The organism is Nitrosomonas sp. (assembly GCF_020852615.1).
Taxonomy (GTDB): domain Bacteria; phylum Pseudomonadota; class Gammaproteobacteria; order Burkholderiales; family Nitrosomonadaceae; genus Nitrosomonas.
Genome location: NZ_JADZAJ010000032.1, coordinates 132802 through 153802, shown reverse-complemented (window position 1 = coordinate 153802; position 21001 = coordinate 132802). Strand labels below are relative to the sequence as shown.

Annotated in this window: 18 protein-coding genes; 8 read left to right on the top strand and 10 right to left on the bottom strand. The window is 52.4% G+C overall.

The genetic code is table 11. The features are described from left to right. Positions 1 to 127: 127 nt before the first annotated feature. From IT527_RS08125 to IT527_RS09730, 4 genes are all read right to left on the bottom strand, one after another. Positions 128 to 331, bottom strand: a complete 204-nt coding sequence (locus tag IT527_RS08125; protein WP_292968028.1) for a hypothetical protein — start codon at positions 329 to 331, stop codon at positions 128 to 130. An 85-nt stretch (positions 332 to 416) separates the two neighbouring features. Continuing rightward, positions 417 to 932 carry a DUF1993 domain-containing protein gene (locus IT527_RS08120; RefSeq protein ID WP_292968027.1) on the bottom strand — a complete coding sequence of 172 codons (516 nt, stop codon included), beginning with the start codon at positions 930 to 932 and terminating at the stop codon, positions 417 to 419. A 187-nt stretch (positions 933 to 1119) separates the two neighbouring features. Continuing rightward, the gene (locus IT527_RS08115; RefSeq protein WP_292968026.1) at positions 1120 to 1425 is read right to left on the bottom strand and encodes a hypothetical protein; all 306 of its coding nucleotides are present in this window, start codon (positions 1423 to 1425) and stop codon (positions 1120 to 1122) included. Beyond that, positions 1400 to 1705, bottom strand: a complete 306-nt coding sequence (locus IT527_RS09730; protein WP_363278135.1) for a cupin domain-containing protein — start codon at positions 1703 to 1705, stop codon at positions 1400 to 1402. Before IT527_RS09730 ends, IT527_RS08115 begins: the two co-directional genes overlap by 26 nt. Positions 1706 to 1821: 116 nt before the next feature. Here IT527_RS09730 and IT527_RS08110 point away from each other — a divergent pair, with 116 nt between their 5' ends. The 5 genes from IT527_RS08110 (at position 1822) to IT527_RS08090 (ending at position 5736) form a co-directional block, all read left to right on the top strand. Then, a complete protein-coding gene (locus IT527_RS08110; RefSeq protein ID WP_292968025.1) occupies positions 1822 to 2811 on the top strand; it encodes an integron integrase in 990 nt (329 codons plus the stop codon). A 289-nt stretch (positions 2812 to 3100) separates the two neighbouring features. Beyond that, positions 3101 to 4435, top strand: a complete 1335-nt coding sequence (locus tag IT527_RS08105) for a pitrilysin family protein (protein ID WP_292968024.1) — start codon at positions 3101 to 3103, stop codon at positions 4433 to 4435. Next, on the top strand, positions 4426 to 4977 hold the full coding sequence (rsmD, locus tag IT527_RS08100) for a 16S rRNA (guanine(966)-N(2))-methyltransferase RsmD (RefSeq protein ID WP_292968023.1): 552 nt from the start codon (positions 4426 to 4428) through the stop codon (positions 4975 to 4977). The genes IT527_RS08105 and rsmD overlap by 10 nt, the downstream gene beginning before the upstream one ends. Beyond that, positions 4970 to 5449, top strand: coding sequence for a pantetheine-phosphate adenylyltransferase (gene coaD, locus IT527_RS08095; protein ID WP_292968022.1), 480 nt, complete (start codon positions 4970 to 4972; stop codon positions 5447 to 5449). The genes rsmD and coaD overlap by 8 nt, the downstream gene beginning before the upstream one ends. A gap of 17 nt (positions 5450 to 5466) precedes the next feature. Continuing rightward, entirely contained in the window at positions 5467 to 5736 is a 270-nt protein-coding gene (locus IT527_RS08090) for a YfhL family 4Fe-4S dicluster ferredoxin (protein ID WP_292968021.1), read from the top strand. Here the strand turns inward: IT527_RS08090 and IT527_RS08085 are convergent. Then, on the bottom strand, positions 5702 to 6421 hold the full coding sequence (locus IT527_RS08085; RefSeq protein ID WP_292968020.1) for a YggS family pyridoxal phosphate-dependent enzyme: 720 nt from the start codon (positions 6419 to 6421) through the stop codon (positions 5702 to 5704). The two genes, IT527_RS08090 and IT527_RS08085, sit on opposite strands and share 35 nt — an antisense overlap. A 184-nt stretch (positions 6422 to 6605) precedes the next feature. Here IT527_RS08085 and IT527_RS08080 point away from each other — a divergent pair, with 184 nt between their 5' ends. Further along, positions 6606 to 7649, top strand: coding sequence for a type IV pilus twitching motility protein PilT (locus IT527_RS08080; protein ID WP_292968019.1), 1044 nt, complete (start codon positions 6606 to 6608; stop codon positions 7647 to 7649). Positions 7650 to 7657: 8 nt separating this feature from the next. Further along, the gene (locus IT527_RS08075; RefSeq protein WP_292968018.1) at positions 7658 to 8794 is read left to right on the top strand and encodes a PilT/PilU family type 4a pilus ATPase; all 1137 of its coding nucleotides are present in this window, start codon (positions 7658 to 7660) and stop codon (positions 8792 to 8794) included. A gap of 185 nt (positions 8795 to 8979) precedes the next feature. Here the strand turns inward: IT527_RS08075 and IT527_RS08070 are convergent, their stop codons facing one another. From IT527_RS08070 to IT527_RS08050, 5 genes are all read right to left on the bottom strand, one after another. Further along, on the bottom strand, positions 8980 to 11244 hold the full coding sequence (locus tag IT527_RS08070; RefSeq protein WP_292968017.1) for a DEAD/DEAH box helicase: 2265 nt from the start codon (positions 11242 to 11244) through the stop codon (positions 8980 to 8982). A gap of 925 nt (positions 11245 to 12169) precedes the next feature. Beyond that, positions 12170 to 13441: an aminotransferase class I/II-fold pyridoxal phosphate-dependent enzyme gene (locus IT527_RS08065; protein ID WP_292968016.1), complete on the bottom strand. Its 1272-nt coding sequence runs from the start codon at positions 13439 to 13441 to the stop codon at positions 12170 to 12172. 194 nt (positions 13442 to 13635) lie between these two features. After that, a complete protein-coding gene (locus tag IT527_RS08060; RefSeq protein ID WP_363278132.1) occupies positions 13636 to 17043 on the bottom strand; it encodes an EAL domain-containing protein in 3408 nt (1135 codons plus the stop codon). Next, positions 17027 to 17464: a response regulator gene (locus IT527_RS08055; protein ID WP_292968015.1), complete on the bottom strand. Its 438-nt coding sequence runs from the start codon at positions 17462 to 17464 to the stop codon at positions 17027 to 17029. The genes IT527_RS08060 and IT527_RS08055 overlap by 17 nt, the downstream gene beginning before the upstream one ends. Before the next feature lie 2 nt (positions 17465 to 17466). Beyond that, a complete protein-coding gene (locus IT527_RS08050) occupies positions 17467 to 19350 on the bottom strand; it encodes a PAS domain S-box protein (RefSeq protein ID WP_292968014.1) in 1884 nt (627 codons plus the stop codon). 316 nt (positions 19351 to 19666) lie between these two features. Between IT527_RS08050 and msrA the strand changes: the two genes are divergently transcribed. After that, on the top strand, positions 19667 to 21001 hold the full coding sequence (gene msrA / locus IT527_RS08045) for a peptide-methionine (S)-S-oxide reductase MsrA (protein ID WP_292968013.1): 1335 nt from the start codon (positions 19667 to 19669) through the stop codon (positions 20999 to 21001).

Here is a 21001-nt window from a genome sequence, read left to right as displayed (position 1 = left end):
AAACGATTGCGACACCCCACCTGACAAAAGAAACGAGCTGCCGCCTAACGTTTGAGCTAAGGGGCGCAGGGGCAGGCGAAGCCTGACACTGTGTCCCGCTTGAGCGCATTGTTAGGCCGCAGATCCGTCACGGCAGTGGACCAATCTTGGAAATCCAAGGGCGCTTGCCGATGAGTCCACCGTAGACAGCATTGACCCCAAGCGCGAAAAGCACTCCGCCACCGATGTACCGCCAAGCACCTGGCGTCTCTGTCAGAAGTGCGGCGTAGATCCCTGCGCCGAGTAAGAGGAGACCAAAGAAGATGACGAACGCACGTTCTCCGTTCTTCATGAATCCCCCGAAAGTATGGCTGAGGTCTAACGCCTGAGTTAAGCCGCGCCGCGAAGCGGCGTCGGCTTGAATGAATTGTTAGGCTTCATTGCGCCTGCCTTACCAAAGGCGCAAGGTGAAGCATGTAGTCGCCTTTTCCGATCTCCAGTCCTTTCATCCGAAGAATGTCATATGCGGTTACCATGTGAAAATAGAAATTGGGGATTAAGAAGTCATTGATATATTCCTCTCCGCGAAGCTCAATATAGAGTCCTCCGCCCAATTCAATGCGGGCCGTTTCAGATCGCTTGGAGTCGTTGGTATTGATGGCATGGAGCAACTGCTTGGTGCTGCTGATATGGGACTGAGCGTGAGCTACGGAGGTAACGCTAGGGTCAAGGTTGTCATTGGGCATCCCTCCGCACCACAAGGAGAAGTTCCTTGGCTGATTGCATGTGAAAGCTATTTGCGTGCCCAATGGGTGCATGTCCGGGGCAATGCGCTCAGCCAGGAATGACTCGTCACTGCCGAAATGGGTAGATGCTTTCTTTAGAAGTTGCTCAAGCGTGTCCAGACGAGAGGAAAAGATGGACTGCGCTGTAGCGATTGCGCTCTTACTCACACGACCTCCTGATATCACCCATGAAGCCTAACGCAGAGCTAAGCTGCCGCCGGAGCGCGCAGCGCGAAGGGAACCGAAAACGGGGCTAAACTGCGAAGCAGCCCCGTTTGAGGCGGTCAGCTTGAGCGACTTGTTAGGCTGGTGGTTTGCTGTTGAACTCACTGCACTTTCTCCGAAAGCTGCTGAGCTAATGCTGCAAGATTATGCCAAGCACGAAAGCCGCGCAAGGTTCTAACAAGGTGACGCGCCCGCACCACGGCGAGCAGATTTTCAAACACTGCGTTGCTGACACAACACAAACAAAACTGCTGTGCAAAAGAACACGCGGAAGCTGGGGCGAACGCGGCACACCATTTGCTAAAACTACAGCAATAAAATGCAACCAAAAAACAAAACCGTGTTTGACGCCTAACGCTGAATTAACCAGCGGAAAAAGCGCAGCTTTTTGCGTCTGGTTGAATGACTTGTTATGAGCTGACGATGTTGAAGTCATACTCCCCAACTCCTTGCACAAGAAGGTATTTTGCCTCCTTCTCCTGAGGATTTGAAACCCGATGTACTCGGCCAGGCTTAACCTCACAACGATGCCCTGGCTCTAGCAAAAGGCTCTCACTAGGGTTTTGCAAATCGATGAGGATGCTACCAGACAAGCAAAACATGTTATCGACCACGTTCTGGTGAAAGTGCCACGGAGCGACCTCTTTAGGTGCCAAGGACAAAACTCGGACGCTCACGTTGTTGGTCTTAAGGATTACTTCCTCACTCCATTGCATACTCAAAATCCTGGTGACTCATAACGTCCAGTATACACCGCAAGCGGTGTATACTTCCTTGTAAAGAGGTGTATAACAAACATGTTATTCCGTAACATATTGAATGTAAAATGAAAATGAATAAAACACCACCGATTTCTGTACCTGAACCACCCAAGCTGCTCGATCAGTTGCGTGGCAGGTTGCGTTTAAAGCATTACAGCATAAGGACCGAGGTGCAGTATGTCCAGTGGGTACGGCGCTTTATTCTGTTTCATGATAAACGACACCCGCAAGAGATGGGAGCCGGAGAGGTTGAGTCTTTTTTGACGCATCTTGCTGTGTCGGACAAAGTGGCGTCATCGACACAAAATCAGGCACTTTCAGCTTTGCTGTTTTTGTATCGGGAGGTGTTGGAGGTTGATTTACCCTGGCTCGACAACATGGTGCGGGCGAAGCGGCCGGCGCGTTTGCCGGTGGTATTGACGGTGCAGGAAGTCCAGGCGGTGCTGGAGCGCATGGAGGGAACACATGGGCTGATGGCACGCCTGTTGTATGGCACGGGTATGCGGCTGATGGAGTGTGTGCGTTTGCGGGTGAAGGATGTGGATTTTGCCCGGGGCGAAATTCTGGTGCGGGATGGCAAGGGGGCGAAAGACAGAGTGACGATGCTGCCGCAGCGCCTCATACCGGCCTTGCAAGAACATCTGCAGCGGCGGCGCCTGTTGTACGAGGATGATTTTGTGAAGGGGATGGCTTCGGTGTATCTGCCGGATGCGCTGGAGCGAAAGTATCTGAATGCGGCGACTGGCTGGGTCTGGCAGTACATTTTTGTTGCCAGGAGTTATTCGATCGACTCGCGCAGCGGCACGGAGCGGCGCCATCATATGGATGAAAAACTGCTGCAGCGCGCGATGAAGAAAGCAGTGTTGGCAGCAGGGCTAACCAAGCCTGCCACACCGCATACCTTGCGCCATTCCTTTGCCACGCATCTTTTGCAGGCGGGCTACGATATTCGTACGGTACAGGAATTGCTGGGGCATAGTGATGTAGCAACCACAATGATTTATACCCATGTGTTAAACAAGGGGGGTAAAGGTGTGATTAGCCCGCTGGATCACTTGTAAGTTATTTATTTCCCGACCGAAACGGTCATTTCCCTGTTATCCGGGTTTTTCTTCATTTTCTTCAGATGTCACCTGTTTTAGTCATTGGCTGTGAAAGGTGAGGTAATTTTTCTGGCCTTGTGATTGGAAACTTCTGCCGGCATTGGCATACAATGTTTGTGCATTTAACACTAAGGAAAGGCTGGTTAAAGCGACAAACGTCATTGCGACTGCGAATGTAATGGAGCAGGAAGCAACCCAGATGATGGGATAAATCAGCGTTTCCCTAAATTTACCGGGAAAGGGATATATGCGATTTTTACAGTTCTTGATCATATTCTGGCTGGGTATTCATGCGCAGTGGGCGCTGGCCTTCCTGCCAATTCAGCACTGGCAGACGGCTAACGGGGCGCAGGTTTATTTCGTTGAGAATCATGATTTGCCGATTCTTGATCTCAGTGTTGAATTTCCGGCAGGCAGCAGTACTGATACGGCGGAAACCTCCGGCCGTGCTGCGCTGGTGCAACGGTTGATGAGTATGGGGGCAGGTGGCTTGTCTGAAGATAAGATTGCCGAGACACTGGCGGATGTGGGAGCCAACCTGGGTGGATCGTTTGATCTGGATCGGGCGGGGTTGTCGTTGCGGACACTGAGCCGGGAGAAGGAAAGAACTCGTGCGCTGGATGTGCTGGCGCAGATTATTCAGCACCCCGAGTTTCCCGGGAAAATTCTGGAACGGGAACGGGCCCGTATCATCGCTGCACTCAAGGAGGCGGATACCAAACCGGAAGTCATTGCTGACCGGGTGCTGATGAAGCTGTTATACGGTAAACATCCTTACGGTCTGCGTGAAACAGGAGAGGCAGCCACGCTGACTGCACTGCAGCGACAGGATCTGGTTGATTTTTACCGCGCACGTTACACGGCCGGCAATGCCATCATCGCAATAATAGGGGATATCCGGCGTGAAGAAGCGGATCGCATTGCGGAAACATTGACACGGAATTTGCCGGCAGGGAAATCAGATACAACCCTGCCACCAGTCGGGAAGCCGGTACCGGCGACCGAGAAGATCGCACATCCGGCAACGCAAAGCCATATCCAGCTGGCGTATCCGGGATTAAGCCGCAAGGATCCCGATTATTTTCCTTTGCTGGTAGGTAATTACATTCTGGGAGGGGGCGGGTTTGTTTCCCGGCTGATGAAGGAAATTCGTGAAACACGCGGGCTGGCTTACAGTGTTTACAGCGTATTTATGCCGTACCGGGAAAAAGGGCCTTTTGAAATCGGTTTGCAGACGAAGAAGGAGCAGGCAGAGCAGGCGCTGCAACTGACACGGAAGACGCTCAGCGATTTTGTTGAGCAAGGGCCGACCGAGGAAGAATTACAGGCTGCCCGGCAGAATATTGTGGGAGGTTTCCCGCTGCGTATTGATAGTAATCAGAAAATTCTGGGATACCTTGGAGTTATCGGTTTTTACGATTTGCCGCTGACTTATCTGGAAGATTATGTGAAGGCAGTGGAAAAAGTGACGGTGGCGCAGATTAAGGATGCATTCCAGCGCCGGATTGATCCGGCAGGGATGGTGACAGTGGTTGTGGGTGCAGAGCAGAAGCAGACTGCTCCTGATTTTTCATGTTGTTAGCAGGCAAAGTTCGCATTATCGGCGGGCAGTGGCGCAGCAGGCTGATTCAGTTTGCGGATGATACGTTAATCAGGCCGACACCGGACCGGGTGCGGGAAACATTGTTTAACTGGCTGGGACAGGATTTGACCGGTAAAACCTGCCTGGATCTGTTTGCCGGCAGTGGTGCGCTGGGGTTTGAAGCCGCTTCGCGAGGGGCGGAACGGGTGGTGATGGTCGAGCAAAGTATGAAAGCAGTTCGCAATCTGCGCGATTCAATCGAAAAACTGGGGGCGTCACAGGTGGCGCTGGAACATGCCAGTGCCGGAACATTTCTTGCGACCGGTGCAGAACGCTACGATATCGTTTTTATTGATCCTCCGTTCAAATCCGGATTGCTGGTTGAAGTGTTACCGTTATTGCCGGAAAAACTGAAGGAAGGAGGGGTGGTCTATGTTGAAAGCAGTGACAGGCTGCTTCCGGATAATACCTGGTCAATCTGGAAACAGAGCCGGGCGGGCCATGTTCATTACGGGTTGTTAAGCCTTAATCTTGATGGATAAAGTTATTTACCCGGGTACTTTTGACCCGATTACACGTGGACATGAGGATCTGGTTCATCGCGCATCCGGGTTGTTTGATCAGGTAGTCGTGGCTGTTGCTGCCAACAGCGGAAAAACTCCTTTTTTCTCGCTGGAGGAACGGGTGGAAATGGCTCGCACGGTTCTGGCCGGGTACGCTAACGTGGAAGTAACGGGGTTTTCCGGTTTGCTGATGGAGTTTGCACGGCAGCAGCAGGCCCGTGTCATCGTGCGGGGTCTGCGGGCAGTATCTGATTTTGAATATGAATTTCAGCTGGCAGGAATGAATCGTGGTTTATACCCTGATGTGGAAACAATATTTCTGACGCCGTCAGAACAATACACATTTATTTCAGCCACTATCGTGCGTGAAATTGCACGCCTGGGTGGAGATGCGAGCAAGTTTGTACACCCGCTCGTGGCTGAACGGCTTTATGAAAAACGAAACAGGTAAATAAAGAGAGTAAAGAGATGGCGCTGATTATTACTGATGAATGTATCAACTGTGATGTATGTGAGCCTGAGTGCCCCAACCGGGCAATTTCACAGGGTGAGGAGATTTATGAAATTAACCCGGACTTGTGTACGGAATGCGTGGGCCATTACGACACGCCGCAATGTGTGGAAGTTTGCCCGGTCAGTTGCATCATTACCGATCCCGGCAGAGTTGAAAACCACGAACAGCTGATGGAGAAATACCGGTTTCTCACTGCCGGCGCGAACCAAGCTCCTCGGGGATAGCGTAGCGCCGCGGACCAAAAATAGCAGTACCTATTCTGACCATTGTGGCACCTTCTGCAATCGCATTCTCCAGATCTTCCGACATACCCATTGAAAGCGTGTCCAGGTTAAAACCCTGTTGCTTGAGCTGTTCATAAACCTCGCGCAGCATCTGAAATTGTTCACGCTGCAGTGCGGTTACGGCGGTCAGTTCCGGAACCGCCATGATGCCGCGTAACTGAAGACGGGGCAGCTCGCTGACGAAAGCGGCCAGTTCAGCTGCTTTCTCCGGATCCACGCCGCTTTTGGTAATTTCTCCGCTGACATTAACCTGTACGCAAACCTGCAGCGGCGGCGATGATTCCGGCCTGGCTGCTGAAAGGCGGGCTGCAATTTTTTCCCGGTCAATTCCGTGTACCCAGGAAAAGTTTTCGGCAATCAGTTTGGTTTTGTTGCTTTGAATCGGACCAATGAAGTGCCATTCAATCGGTAAGTCTGCCAGCGCATGGATTTTTACCAGACCTTCCTGAAGATAATTCTCACCAAATACGGTTTGCCCTGCTTCCCAGGCCTCGCGCAATTTATCCGGTGTGTTGGTTTTACTGGCTGCCAGCAGCCGAACACTTTCCGGATCACGCCCCGCTTTTTTTGCAGCTTCAATAATGCGGTTTTTGACGTTTTGCAGGCGGGAAGCGATCGTTGTCATGGTGATTGAATAAATGGGTTAAATAAACGGGTGTGAGGAACATAACAGCGGGATTTTACCGGCCGTTTGGAAATACATTCAATTTTGGGAGATTTTTTCCGTTTTAGATCAGGTCGACCTGTTAACGCCGGCCATAAAACACTGCCAGCCGGTCACTCCCAACAAAGCTGAGGAAATATTCCGAATGAACATAGTAGAACTACTCTCATTTGTGGTCAAGAATAGCGCTTCTGATCTGCACTTATCTGCCGGCATGCCACCTATGATCCGGGTGCATGGAGAAATCCGGCGCATCAATCTTCCGGTGCTGGAACACAAGGATGTGCATGACATGGTGTACGACATCATGAACGACAGTCAGCGTAAATCTTATGAGGCCCATCTGGAATGTGATTTCTCGTTTGCTATCCCCGGTCTGGCACGCTTTCGTGTCAATGCCTTCAACACCCAGCGGGGAGCAGCGTCAGTTCTGCGTACTATTCCATCCAAAGTGCTGACACTTGAAGAGCTGAAAGCTCCCAAAATTTTCGCTGAAATTGCGCAACAGCCGCGTGGTGTAGTGCTGGTTACGGGGCCGACCGGATCAGGTAAATCCACCACGCTTGCGGCCATGATCAATGACATTAACGAAAACCAGTATGGCCATATTCTAACGCTGGAAGATCCGATCGAATTTGTGCATGAAAGCAAAAAATGCCTGATCAATCAGCGTGAAGTCGGGCGGGATACACACAGTTTCAGTAACGCATTGCGTTCTGCGCTGCGGGAAGATCCGGATATTATCCTTGTGGGGGAAATGCGGGATCTGGAGACTATCCGTTTGGCAATGACCGCTGCAGAAACCGGTCATCTGGTTTTTGGCACACTGCATACCAGCTCGGCTGCCAAGACCATCGACCGGATCATTGATGTATTTCCGGCCGAAGAAAAGGAAATGGTGCGTGCGATGTTATCGGAATCATTGCGTGCCGTTATTTCCCAGGCGCTGCTGAAAACCAAAGATGGTAAGGGACGGGTGGCAGCTCATGAAATTATGGTTGGAACACCCGCTATCCGTAATCTTATCCGGGAAGGCAAAGTGGCACAGATGTATTCAGCGATCCAGACCGGGCAGGGGGTTGGAATGCAGACGCTCGACCAGAATCTGGCGGATCTGGTGAAGCGTAGCGTTATTTCAGTGGCGGAAGCACGTACCAAAGCCATGAACAAGGATAATTTCCGGGGTTAAGTACCGTTATGGAAAAAGAACAGGCACTCAAATTTATGCATGATTTGCTGCGGCTGATGCTCAGCAAGAAGGCTTCCGATTTGTTTATCACGTCAGGTTATCCGCCGGCGATGAAAATTGACGGCAAGATGACACCCGTTACACAGCAGCCGCTTTCTTCCGTACATACCGCAGCACTGGCGCAAGCCATCATGAATGACAAGCAGGCAGCAGAGTTTGAATCCAGCAAGGAGTGCAATTTTGCGATTAATCCGGAGGGGATCGGCCGCTTTCGCGTCAATGCCTTTGTTCAGCAGCAGCGAACAGGGGTTGTGTTACGGACAATTACCACGAAAATCCCGGATTTTGATGATTTAGGGTTGCCCCAGGTACTGAAAGAAATTGTCATGAGCAAGCGTGGCCTGGTGATTTTTGTCGGTGGAACCGGTTCGGGAAAATCAACCTCAATGGCAGCGCTGATCGGCTATCGCAACAAAAACAGCCACGGACACATTATTACCATCGAAGACCCGGTTGAATATGTGCATGAGCATATCAACTGTGTCATCACCCAGCGGGAAGTCGGGGTGGATACGGAATCATGGGAGGCTGCGCTGAAGAATACGCTGCGGCAGGCGCCCGACGTTATCCTGATTGGCGAAATTCGTGATCGGGAAACAATGGAGCACGCCATTGCCTTTGCCGAGACCGGGCATTTATGCATGGGCACCCTGCATGCAAACAGTGCCAATCAGGCACTCGACCGTATTATTAACTTCTTTCCGGAAGAGCGGCGTGCTCAGCTGCTGATGGATTTATCCCTGAATATGCGAGCACTGGTGGCGCAAAGGCTGATTCCCAAAAAAACAGGCAGCGGACGTGCTGCAGCGATTGAAATAATGCTCAACTCTCCCCTGATTTCCGATCTGATATTCAAGGGAAATGTGCATGAAATCAAGGAAATCATGAAGAAATCAGGTGAGCTGGGTATGCAGACTTTTGATATGGCGCTGTTCGAACTTTATGAGAATGGCGTCATTTCCTACGAAGATGCCTTGCGCAATGCCGATTCCATGAACGAACTGCGGCTGCAAATCAAATTGCACGGATCGGAAGCGAAAAAACTTGATACCGGGGCAAGTATCGAAAATCTGACCCTTATTTGAAATTGAACAATCAGGAATCTTCTGAAAAACGTAGGTGAGGCGGTGCAAGCTGTTTTTCAGGGCGCGGCCTGATGGTTGCGCCAAGTTTTAACAACCAATGCAAAAGCACCACGTCGCTGCCAGTGTTTCACTTACACCTGCTCAAACACAAGCTGCAGAACGACCCAGTCGACCCCAATATGCGGTTATTGAGGGAGTGACATCTGTTCCCGTTCGCGCGCCGGGATTTTCTGGAGGGGCAGAAGATCCATGACATCACAGAATAGCGAGCGATTCTTCCAGTCGTTTCTGTCGCCGACCACATAGAAACGTCGCTTGGCCCGCGTCGCAGCCACGTTGAGGAGATTGGGCTCCGAAACGGCCCAATTGCGGGCGCCTGAGCCAGCCGTGTTGCCACCCAGTACCAGGATGACAACCGGCGCTTGCTTGCCCTGCATGGTGTGAATCGTACCGAACACCATTTTCTTGCCCACTATTCGTTTGAGATTGTTTCGTACGTCGGTGAAGGGCGTGATGACGGATATGTCTTTGGCCTCCACGCCATCCTCACGCAATAGCGCCAGCAGTTCCTGCAATACCTTCCCTTCGGCGGGTACCCAATTCCCTTGCGACGTGCCATTAGCATGTATCCAGCCAGTCAACAAGCTGGCGCGCGTCTCCTTCTCGGGATCTGGTGCGATCGTTCCGTACACCATGGCACCGTCATAGGCGATACGATTGGCGAGCTCGTGCATCGGCCTGTCGCAGCGGCGATGTACGACCAGTGGCAACCCAACCCAAGTCTTGCTACCGATCGGCCCGGCCATGCGTCCCCACGGGGTGGCTTCGTCGGCCAGTGTCTGTGCGGATTGTCGGTTGGGGAGCCAATGTGCCTGGCGTTGTTCCGATGAGCGGGCCGCATTGATCTCGGCATGCGTGTTGAGCCAACCCCAGAAGCCCTGCGGGCCTTTGTCTTTTTCGGGGGACGCATTGTCGTGATCATCGTTGCCACCGTCACTCTCTTCCAAAGTTTCCAAAGCGGAAAGGTCGGAGGACTGGGTATCTACGGTGTTCTCGATTTCCTCGTCTGACTCGACATCTGCATCTTCTTCAGCTTCCGAATCTGCCTTGTCCTTGCCGCCAAAGGGGCGCTGACCAAAGAAATAGCAATCCACGAAATTTTTCCGCCGGGCCTTGCTGCCCAGTGCACCGGAAATCAGTCCCCAGGCTGGTTTGCCGCTGGTCAGCTCCCCCAGATCGGCGAAGTACTCAGCATCCGGCAGCCAGCTCTCGTCGATCTTGTCGCGCTGGGGCAATTCGAGCGTGACATTCTCCACGGCGCCGTTATTGGACGAGGCGACCACGATCTCGAAGCCATATAGCGCTGGGTTGAGCCTGAAGCAAGCCTGCGGCTTGCCACCGTCACTGGCCTCTTCACGCCCGTTGTTCGCGAACCCGTCGGAGGCTCGGCGCAACTTGGCAAGTGCATCGGCCCGGCTGGCAATAATGGTGGCAATCAAGTCGCGCAGCAGCGTCGTCTTACCCGTGCCTGGCGGGCCGTTGATGCCCAGCAGTCCCTGGCCATTACCTGGGGTGGCCAGGATCGTATTAACGGCCAGTTGCTGAGAATGCACAAGTCCCAAATGCCGCTCGGAGGGCCAGCAGCTATTGGCGTAGGCATCCGGCATCAGTCTGTCGATCAGCGGCAGGGACGCGCGATCATCGTCAACGTGCAGACGCTGCTGGGGGTCGTACTGGCGGAGGTATTGATCCAGTGGGTCACTTTTCACGCCCTGACTGATGCTGTCGGCGACATCGGCAAGATCATCGAGCAAGAAGCTGTTGAGCGGATTGTCTTCCGATTCGGGCTTGTCAGGCTTGACGGGTTGGGAACGAAAACGAAATTGATGCCGATCCATATGACCAAAGAAGTCAGCCACGCCGAGGAACTGGAGAATCCATTGGGTCAACTCCCGCAGGGAGTCTCCGGATACCTGGCCTGCAAGCAGAGTTTTCGCCTGATCGCCGGCAGCTTTTTGATCGTCCTCGAATCCCCTTGTCCAATCCTTTCCAGTCAGTACCCGCCCCAAGAACCACGCCTCACTGGAGAGTACGAAACTGTTATCGACCATTTGGCCGGCCATGGTGAACTTCGCAGCGAACAGCGCCGATTCTCGAAACTGTGGCTCCCGATAACCTTGATCGGCCCCATAAGCTTCCTTCAGTTTTTCCGCGACGAGCCGACTGTCATACAGGTGAGCATAGAGTGTGTGGCTCCAAACGCGCTTCTTGGGTAATACCTGTTTGCTTACGACACTCTCAGAAGCCCAGGGAAGAACAGGATGCCGGATTGGCGTGTCGTGAATGAACGCACTATATGAGTTACTGCGTTTCTTTAGTTTGGGCGCTGATTGGGGTTGAAGCAGCTCGACTGCGTACCAATACCGGACGATGTTCTCCTGCTCTATCAAGATTTTCTCCCCTTCATATTCAATTTTTTTCCTTGCGTTTGGTAAAACCTAACTTTCAGCTTGCTCGTTTGAGCTGGAATAGATCTTCGATCTTGGCAATTAGGCCCTAATAATGCGCATTTCCTAAATGATCGCGTGCCATGGCGATGCGATGGTCGCTGTGTTTTTCCTTCACTTGCTGGACTGGGTTGTGCAAATGGATGCCGTGCTCAATGCTGACGGTTCATCTCCACAATGTTATGAAGGGTGGTCCCTGATATGCCGCACGAACTCGTCATGGAACTTCATGCCATGCCTCAAGCATGCTACCGCAGGGCGCGACGGGGGGATTTGCGCTTTCTGTTGAGGTGATCGGCCTTGTCCGCATCAGGGGGCAAGCCGGCGAAGCAGCCTGGCCGGGAAGCCGAGTCGGCTCAGTCTCCTTGCGAGGGCAGTTGGCCCATACGTCCTTAGTTTGTTGTGAATCCTGACTGGGGCACGGCTACGCCTTGGACTTCATGGCTGCAGCTACGGTGACGCTGATCCCGCACATGCTAAAGGTGTTCATGATGGGGGATCAAGGATTCAGAAGAGTACTTCCCCAAAGCCAGAGCCACAAAAGCCAATCTGGCAGTATGAAATCCGCCCGCTACACATGAAAGTGCAGCGAACGATTGTACTTTCGCTTTTGGGGAGCGATGAAGGTATGGGAATATACGATGAAGGGTAAGTCGTGTGGTTGCTGGTTGTGAGCTGACTCGCCCGCTGCAGCGCTCCCAGGCTTGCTGCCGCGATGCTCCTGTGCGGCACCTGGCCCGCAGGTCGCCAAGTACGCGCGGGGCTGGAATTTGGCCTGACTCATTGCCCTGTATAACCTTTAGTGCTGCTGTCCAGTTGCACCAGAAGCTTGATAGCGTATAGGCAGCGATTTACACGTACGGTATACCTATACTTCCTCAAATGCCTGTTCAATATCGGCAATCAGGTCATCAATGTGCTCGATACCGACACATAAACGTACCAGATCGGCACTGACACCCGCTTTGGCCAGTTCTTCATCATTGAGCTGGCGGTGAGTGGTCGTGGCAGGGTGGCAGGCCAGGGTTTTGGCATCACCAATGTTGACCAGCAGTGTGATCAGCTCCAGTTTATCCATGAAACGGGCGCAGGCTTCACGCCCTCCCTTGATCCCAAAGCTCAGGATGGATGAAGGAATACCGCCATCCATGTATTTCTGCGCCAGTGCGTAATCGCGATTATCTTCCAGGCCGGCAAAATTGACCCAGTTGACTTTGGGGTGTTTCTGCAGATAGCGGGCAATCTCCAGCGCGTTAAAACAGTGGCGTTCCATCCGCAGCGGCAGGGTTTCAATCCCCTGTAAAATCAGGAAGGAATTAAAGGGTGAAATTGCCGCCCCCATATTGCGCAGCGGCACCACTCGTGCGCGGCCGATAAATGCTGCCGGGCCAAACGCATCCACGTACACCACACCGTGATAGCTGGGATCAGGCTTGTTGAATTGCGGAAAACGCGGATTGTCTTTCCACGGAAACCTGCCGGAATCCACAATAATTCCGCCGATACTGGTGCCATGCCCGCCCATATATTTGGTTAAGGCATGGACGATAATATCGGCACCATGCTCGAAGGGGCGGCAAAGCACCGGGGTGGGTACGGTGTTATCCACCACCAGCGGTATGCCGACTGCATGCGCTGCTTCAGCCAGTACCGCAATATCCACCACGTTACCCGCCGGATTACCCAGTGATTCGCAATAAACCATCCGGGTTTTATCGTCGATGGCAGCGGCAATCGCTGCCGGATTGCGTCCATCCACCATGCGGACTTCAATCCCCTGATTGGGCAGCGTATGGCAAAAAAAATTGTAGGTCCCGCCATACACCTGGCTGGTGGAAATGATGTTATCACCCGTCCTGGCCAGCGTCTGTACACAGGCGGTGATGGCCGCCATACCGGAAGCCAGCGCCAGTGCACCCACTCCGCCTTCCAGCAACGCCACCCGCTCTTCCAGCACAGCTGTGGTCGGGTTCATGATGCGTGTGTAGATATTGCCCTGCACCTTCAGATCGAACAGATCAGCTCCGTGCTGGGTATCGTCAAAATAGTAGCTGGTGGTCTGATAGATGGGGACTGCTACCGCATGTGTCTGCGGATCACCGGCAAAACCACCGTGAATGGCAACTGTTTCTCGTTTCATTGTGTTTCCTCCACTATGTGTTTGACACTGCAAATCAGTCCGGGAGTCTAGCATCACCCGTGATTTTGTGCCCGCAGCCGGTGCCGGGCTTGTTTCCGGTCACAATACGCTGTGAATGCGGATGCAGATGCCGGGTCTGTACATGGTGCGATGGGTATCTGCAGCCACCTGTTCCACCCGCTGATACCGGTAATTTACTGAAAAGCCGAGTGCTCGCGCAGCCATGCTTCAAGCTCGGCTGCCGGCACCGGGCGATGAAACAGGTATCCCTGGTAATAATCGCAATCGTGCTGGCGCAGAAAATCCAGCTGCTGTTCCGATTCGATTCCTTCTGCCAGTACGCCCAGTTTCAGCCCGCGCGCCATGGCAATAATTGTTGCGGCAATTTCACGATCATTGGGGTCATGTGCCAGGTCACGTACAAAACTCTGGTCAATCTTCAGCTTGTCGATAGGAAAACGCTTCAGATAAATCAGCGATGAATAGCCGGTACCAAAATCATCAATCGCCAGCCGGACTCCCAGCGCTTTCAGTTGATTCAGTATCTCAATCGAATGCTCGGCATGTTCCATGAACATGCTTTCGGTCAGTTCCAGTTCCAGGCAGGCTGCAGGCAGCCCGGTTTCTTTCAGTATTTTCCACACCTGCTCGATCAGATTTTCTGCCTGGAATTGCCGCACCGACAGGTTGACAGCCATCGTAATGGGGGGCAGACCGGCATCAATCCAGGCACGGCCCTGCATACAGGCAGTGCGCAGCACCCATTCACCCAATGGCACGATGAGGCCGGTATCTTCTGCTATCGGGATAAATTTTCCAGGCGGAACGAGTGCCTTTCCCGGCGGCTGCCAGCGTACCAGCGCTTCCACCCCGACCGTATTACCGGTACGCGCATCAATCAAAGGCTGGTAGTGCAGGATAAATTCCCCGGCAGCAAGCGCGTAGCGCAAACGGTTTTCCATGATCAGCCGTTCATTCGCTGCAACACTCAAGGCTTCCGTATGATAGTGGTAGGTATTGCGGCCCTCTTTCTTCGCCTGATACATCGCCATATCCGCATGCTGAATCAGCTCGGTTACACTATGCGCATCACCCGGAAAAAGGCTGATCCCAATGCTGGCACTGATAAAAATTTCGTGACTGCTGGATAACATAAAAGGTGTTGCAAGCAGGTTGATCAGAATTTGTGCCACAACTGCCGCTTCCCCCGGTTCCTTGATGTCTTCCAGTACCAGCAGAAATTCATCCCCTCCCAGGTGCGCGAGGGTATCTTCTTCGCGCAAGCGGTTTTTCAGCCGTTCTGTCAGCTTGATCAGTAACTCATCTCCTGCCGGATGACCCAGGCTGTCATTGATATTCTTGAAACGATCCAGATCGATATAAAGTACGCTCACCAGCAATCCATGCCGTTGTGCGCGTTCAATTGCGTGCTGCAGACGGGTTTGTACCAGCAACCGGTTGGGCAGACCGGTTAGCGGATCGTAATGTGCCAGGTGTGCCAGCTTGGCTTCAGATTGTTTGAGCTGTGAAATGTCAGTAAATACCCCCACATAATTGCAGGGCCCTTCTTTGTTGCAGTTTGCCTGATTGATGCACACGGCACTGATTGCCAGCCATTGCGGGTAAATTTCGCCATTTTTACGGCGATTCCAGACTTCTCCGCTCCAGTAACCTTTTTCCTTCAGGCTGGACCACATCTCCTGATAAAACGCCTTGTCATGGCGGCCTGACCGGATAATCTTCGGATTTTTGCCTAATACCTGAGCTGTGCTGTAACCGGTAATCTCGGTGTATGCCTGATTAACCGCAACGATGCGTGGCTCCAGATCGGTAATCACTACGCCTTCGCGAATAGATTCAAATACGGTAGCCGCCAGTCTCAGGGCTTCTGCCGCATAAATCTTTTGTACGACCAGTGCCGTAAAGGAGGCAAATTCTTCAATCAGCGCCAGATCAGCCGGCGCAGGTTCACGCACGGTACGGTAATAAACAGCGAACGTACCCAGTACACTCCCTTTCTCATCCTTGAAAGGCAGGGACCAGCATGCATGCAAATCCGCTTCGTGCGTCAGCTCCCGGAAAGGCTGCCAGTTTGCGTGGTGATCAATATCCGAAATAATGACTGCCTGCCCCCGGAAAGCAGCTGCGCCACAGGAGCCTACACCTTCGCCAATTTGCAGCTGATCAATCGCGGCGTTGTAGTCATCCGGCAAACTGGGTGCCGCCCCCAGTTTCAGGCATTTTGTCTGCTTATCCAGCAGCAGGATGGAAACGAGCATGCCGGGGCTGATCATTTCAAGGCGCCTGGCAATATCACTCAGAATGGCTGGAAGTGGCTGGCCGGCAATAACCAGATCCAGTGCCGACTGATGTGCCTGCCTGATAAGCTCGATCCGTTTGTGTTCGCTGATGTCCAGAAAAGCACCAACCACTTCTTGCGGCCGACCCCGGGCATCACGAATTAACCGCAGGTCATCGAACAACCAGATGATTCGTCCGTCGCGGTGATAAAAACGGTATTCATGCGCCAGTTTATCCTCAGCCGTCAGGAGTGACTGGTGTGCCAGTGCCGACTCGCGATCATCCGGATGCAAGTGCGCAACCCACCAGCCGGGGGCAAATATTTCTTCCCGGGTGTAGCCAAGCAGCTGTTTGCAGTTTTCACTGACCCAAACGATCTGCAGTCCGTCGTCTGCAAAATGAAGGTTGTACAATACGACCGGACTGGCTGCCAGCAGATGGGAAAGACGCAGATTTGCCTGCCTCAGGCCGATCCGCTGACGTGTCAGCTCGGCCAGCCACCGTGCTTTCTCCAGCATGGCAGGAATTTCATACAGATAACCCTCATGCTTGGACAGGTAATCTTCCACGCCCAGATGCAGTGCATACGCGGCTACCTGCTCATTCCCCTGTCCGGTAATCAGCACGACAGGAATATCCAGTTTGCGTTCCTCGCGTAACAGCCTGACAAGTTCCAGGCCATCCATACCCGGCAGGCAGTAATCAATCAGCAGGATATCGAAATCCGCTGCCTGATCCGGATCGGCCGGCAGCAGTGCCAGTGCATCCTGTGCATTTGTTACTGCTGTCAAATGCAAATGCGGCGCATACCTGGCCAGATGACGGCGCATCAGGTCGATGTCAAAATGGTTGTGTTCAACATACAGCACTCGCGACCAGGGTGAATCCTGATTCGGGCTTCTGGTACGAAAACGTGCACGCGCGTTATACAACACACGCGGCAACCGCTGCAGATAATCGCCTTCCTTGATGAGATAACCATCAGCACTGCCCCTGAAGGCGGCAACCGCCCTGGCATGACTGCCTGATCCGGTAACAATCACCACAGCCAGTGGCAATCGCTGTTCCCGGACATAGCTCAGCATTTCCAGGCCGGAGCCATCCGTCAGGTTGAGATCAGTCAGCAACACATCAAACTGATCCGGCTGTTCCAGATAGCGCAACCCCTCAGCCAGTGATACCGCCGTGGTCAGGGTAATATCAGGTGCGATACGCGCCAGTGTGCGGCACGCAATATCTGCATCACTGGGACTGTCTTCAATATAGAGGACATGCATTGGGGTTTTATCTTTTTGTTTCATTGAGTACGCACCAGTAGAGCTTGATCTGCTGTGCCACATCCATAAAATTATCGAAATCAACCGGTTTGACAATGTAGGAGTTGGCTCCCAGATCATAGGCGGCCTGAATATCACGATCTTCTTTGGAAGTGGTCAGCACGACAACCGGAATACGGCGTAATGCGGCATGTGATTTGAGTGTCTGCAATACGGTAAGGCCATCGATCCTGGGTAATCTCAGGTCAAGCAGAATAACTGCCGGCAGAGGTTCTCCGGCTTCCCAGCGCGGTATCCAGGCAAGGGCTTCCTCACCATCCCGTGCAACCAGAACGGGACTGGCCAGTCTGCAGCGCCTGAAAGCACGCAGAGTCAAATCCACATCCTGCGGATTATCTTCAATAAGGAGGATGGGTGGAAGTAAATCCATTACAGAAGATGACATCGTTACTCCTGTTTTTCCTGGAATTCAGATGGCTGAAATTCAGGCAGATGGAAATAGAAAGTGGCACCTTCTCCGGGTGCACTTTGTACCCAGATCTGTCCCCCCATGCGATGAATGGCTTTTCTGGCCAGCGCCAGACCTATTCCTGTCCCGGGGTAATCTTCCTGATGATGGAGACGCTCAAAGATTTCGAAAATCCGCTGACTGTATTTCATGTCAAAACCGATACCATTGTCACGGATCCACAGGGTGATCCGTTCATTGTCGCGCGCGAAGCCGAATTCGATACGGGGGTGCGCTGCATGCCGGCTGAATTTGATTGCATTTTCCAGCAGATTGCGCAGTACCATGGCCAGGCCGTCGCGATCTCCTTTTACCATGAGTGGTGGCAAATCGGCGATGATTTCAACCCGGTTCATAATATCCTTGTGAAACTCTGCCAGTACCTGCCCAACCAGTGCGGATAAATCCAGCGCGGCAGATTCCAGCTGACACCGTTCCATACGCGAATAAGCCAGCAAATCATTGATCAGCGCATTCATCTGCTGTACTCCCGCCCGTATATTGCGAATGAACAGACATCCTTCGTCATCCAGCTGATCGGCATAATCTTCTTCCAGCAGCCGGCTGTAACCATCCACACCACGCAGTGGCGCTTTCAGATCGTGAGAAACGGAATAGACAAAACTTTCCAGTGACTGGTTGAGTGCCTTCAGCTCAGTGGTGCGGCTTGCAATACGCTCTTCCAGATCGATATTCAGTTGTTGCAGGGCTATTTCAGTCTGTTTCTGGCGGGTAATATCTTCGGTAAGCATGACAATACCACCGACTGTGCCGTTCCCCTGGTACCAGGGCCGTATTTCCCAGCGAAGCCACTGTACACTGCCGTCAGCCCGCACGAGACGGTCTTCCTCGGCATGTATGATTTCGCCATTCAGGCAGCGGCGATGAAGGGCTTTCCATTCTTCGCCGATTTCCGGAAAAACGTCATAGTGACTCATCCCTGACAAATCACGGTCATCCAGCCGGTAATCCGTGCGCCAGCGCTGACTGTAGGTCAGGTAGCGCATTTCCCGGTCAAACATGGCCAGTGCAGCCGGTGCATGTTCAATGAACAGCCTGAGCTGTTCCCTGCTTTCCTGCAGGGCCATTTCAGCCAGTTTGCGTGCGGTAATGTCCTGCGTTGTGCCATGCATGGCAATAATACGTCCATCAATATCCCGGATTGCTTCTCCGCGGGTGATGACCCAGCGGTGGGAGCCATCCTGACGTACGATTTCCGCGTCACACTGAAATACGCTGCCCTCACTCAGGCATTTCTGCATCGCGGCCGATAGCCTGTTCCAGCTTTCTGCCGTGTAGTAACCGGCTGTTTCATGATCATTTGCCGGCGGCAGTGCCGGATCCCGGCCATAAATGGTGTAAACCTCACTGGACCAGGTCAGTTTGTCAGCACCATTCCATGTCCAGTGCCCAAGACAGGCAATACGTTTTGCTTCTTTGAAATCGGCCTCAATTTCCTTGCGGCTTTGTATGTTCTCGATAATGGAAATGAAATAGTCCGGCGTATCATCCGGTTTACGTACCAGGGAAGCCCGGAGATTAATCCAGATAACGCTGCCATCCTTGCGGATATAGCGTTTTTCCATGGCAAAAGTGGAAACTTCACCACCCAATATGCGCCTGGTGTTGTCGAGATCGGCTTTCAGGTCATCCGGATGCGTTACATCCTGGAAAGTCAGTGCCATCAGTTCATCCCGGGTATAGCCCAGCATGGCACACAATTTGTGATTGACGCACAGCCAGCGCCCATCCAGCGAAATAATCGCAATACCTACCGTCGCCTGTTCAAATGCAGCCTGAAAATATGAATTGCTTTTCGACATGTCATTTACAAGGGATTTCATCGGAAAAACTGCCATCAGAATGTTATAAACGTTTCATATTTTGGAAGAAAAACAGCCGACTATGAATCTTAAACCCGATTTCAGGACAGTGTTCTTCATTTCCATCATAAAGGCTTTTTTAACAGGATCGTTGGCGGAATACCCGGCCAATTCCGGTTTTGATCCCGTTCCGGGGGAATTCATGGCATGATCCGCCAGAACATTTACCGGGAACGGAACCTCTGATCATTTTTCAGGCCCAACCGGAAATATGCATGAATGTCAAAAAGTTGTTCCTGTCTCACGTCTGGAAAAAATGAAAATAATAATTGCTGCATTCACCGGCCTGATACTGACAATGGCCGTAACCATCTTTGCTATGGAGCGCACTGTGACATCCAATTCCACTCATACCGGCAGGGTTACCGGTGCAAACACAGAATCTGTTGTGCTGGGCATGGGCTGCTTCTGGGGCGCCGAAAAACGTATGAATGAACTGCCCGGGGTTATTGATGTGGAAAGCGGCTATGCCGGAGGGGATAATACTCATGCCGGTTATGAAGACGTATTAGATTTTGAGCGCAGGTTGCATATGGGCAAAGCCGGCGGACGCAACCATGCTGAAGTCGTCAAAGTTACCTTTAATCCGGAACAGGTGTCGCTGAAAAGCGTACTGGCAAAATTCTGGGAAAGTCACAATCCTACCCAGGGAGATCGTCAGGGTAACGACATCGGCAGTAATTACCGCAGTGCCATTTACCATCATGACGAAAATCAGAAAACCCTCGCGCTGGCCACACGTGACGCCTATCAGCAAGCACTGTCTGCCGCGGGATTCGGCCAAATTACCACTGAAATTTTACCGCTGAAAAATTACATCACGGCGGAGGAATATCATCAGAATTATCTGGAAAAAAATCCGGATGGTTATTGCGGCCTGGGTGGTACTGGCGTGAAATACCCTGCCAGCCATCATTCACACGACACCTCCACGACCTCGCACGCTCACCAGACGCAACCACTTAACAGCAGAGATTTGAGCTTTGAACAGCAACTGATAGTGTTTGAATCTGAAAACTGCGAATTCTGCGCGCAGTTCAAACAGGATATGCTTGATCACTGGCAGGCGGATATTCCTGTTGCCACGACACTGAATGCCAGCCTGCCCGCTGGCTGGGTGCTGGATAAACCGCTGTTTGCCTCTCCCACCATGGTGTTATTCAGAGAAGGCAGGGAAGTGGCGCGCTACACCGGCTATAACGGAGAGAAGGAAAAATTCTGGCAATGGCTTGGATTTCAGTTATTGACACCGGAACAGCAGAAAATTGCCTTTGAACAGGGGACTGAACGTGCTTTTACCGGCTCCAATCTGGATGAAAAACGCCCCGGCAGGTTTGTGGATCCGATTACCGGTGCCACGCTGTTTCTCAGCCAGACTAAATTTAACAGTGGCACCGGCTGGCCCAGTTTTATTGAACCCATGGAAGGATCCGTTACCTATCATGAGGACAACTCCGGCTACATGCAACGGATTGAAGTGCGCAGTGCCAGTTCCGGTATCCACCTTGGCCATGTGTTCAATGACGGTCCGCCTCCCGGCCACAAGCGCTACTGCATCAACGGCAATGTCCTGAAATTCATACCGGATTGA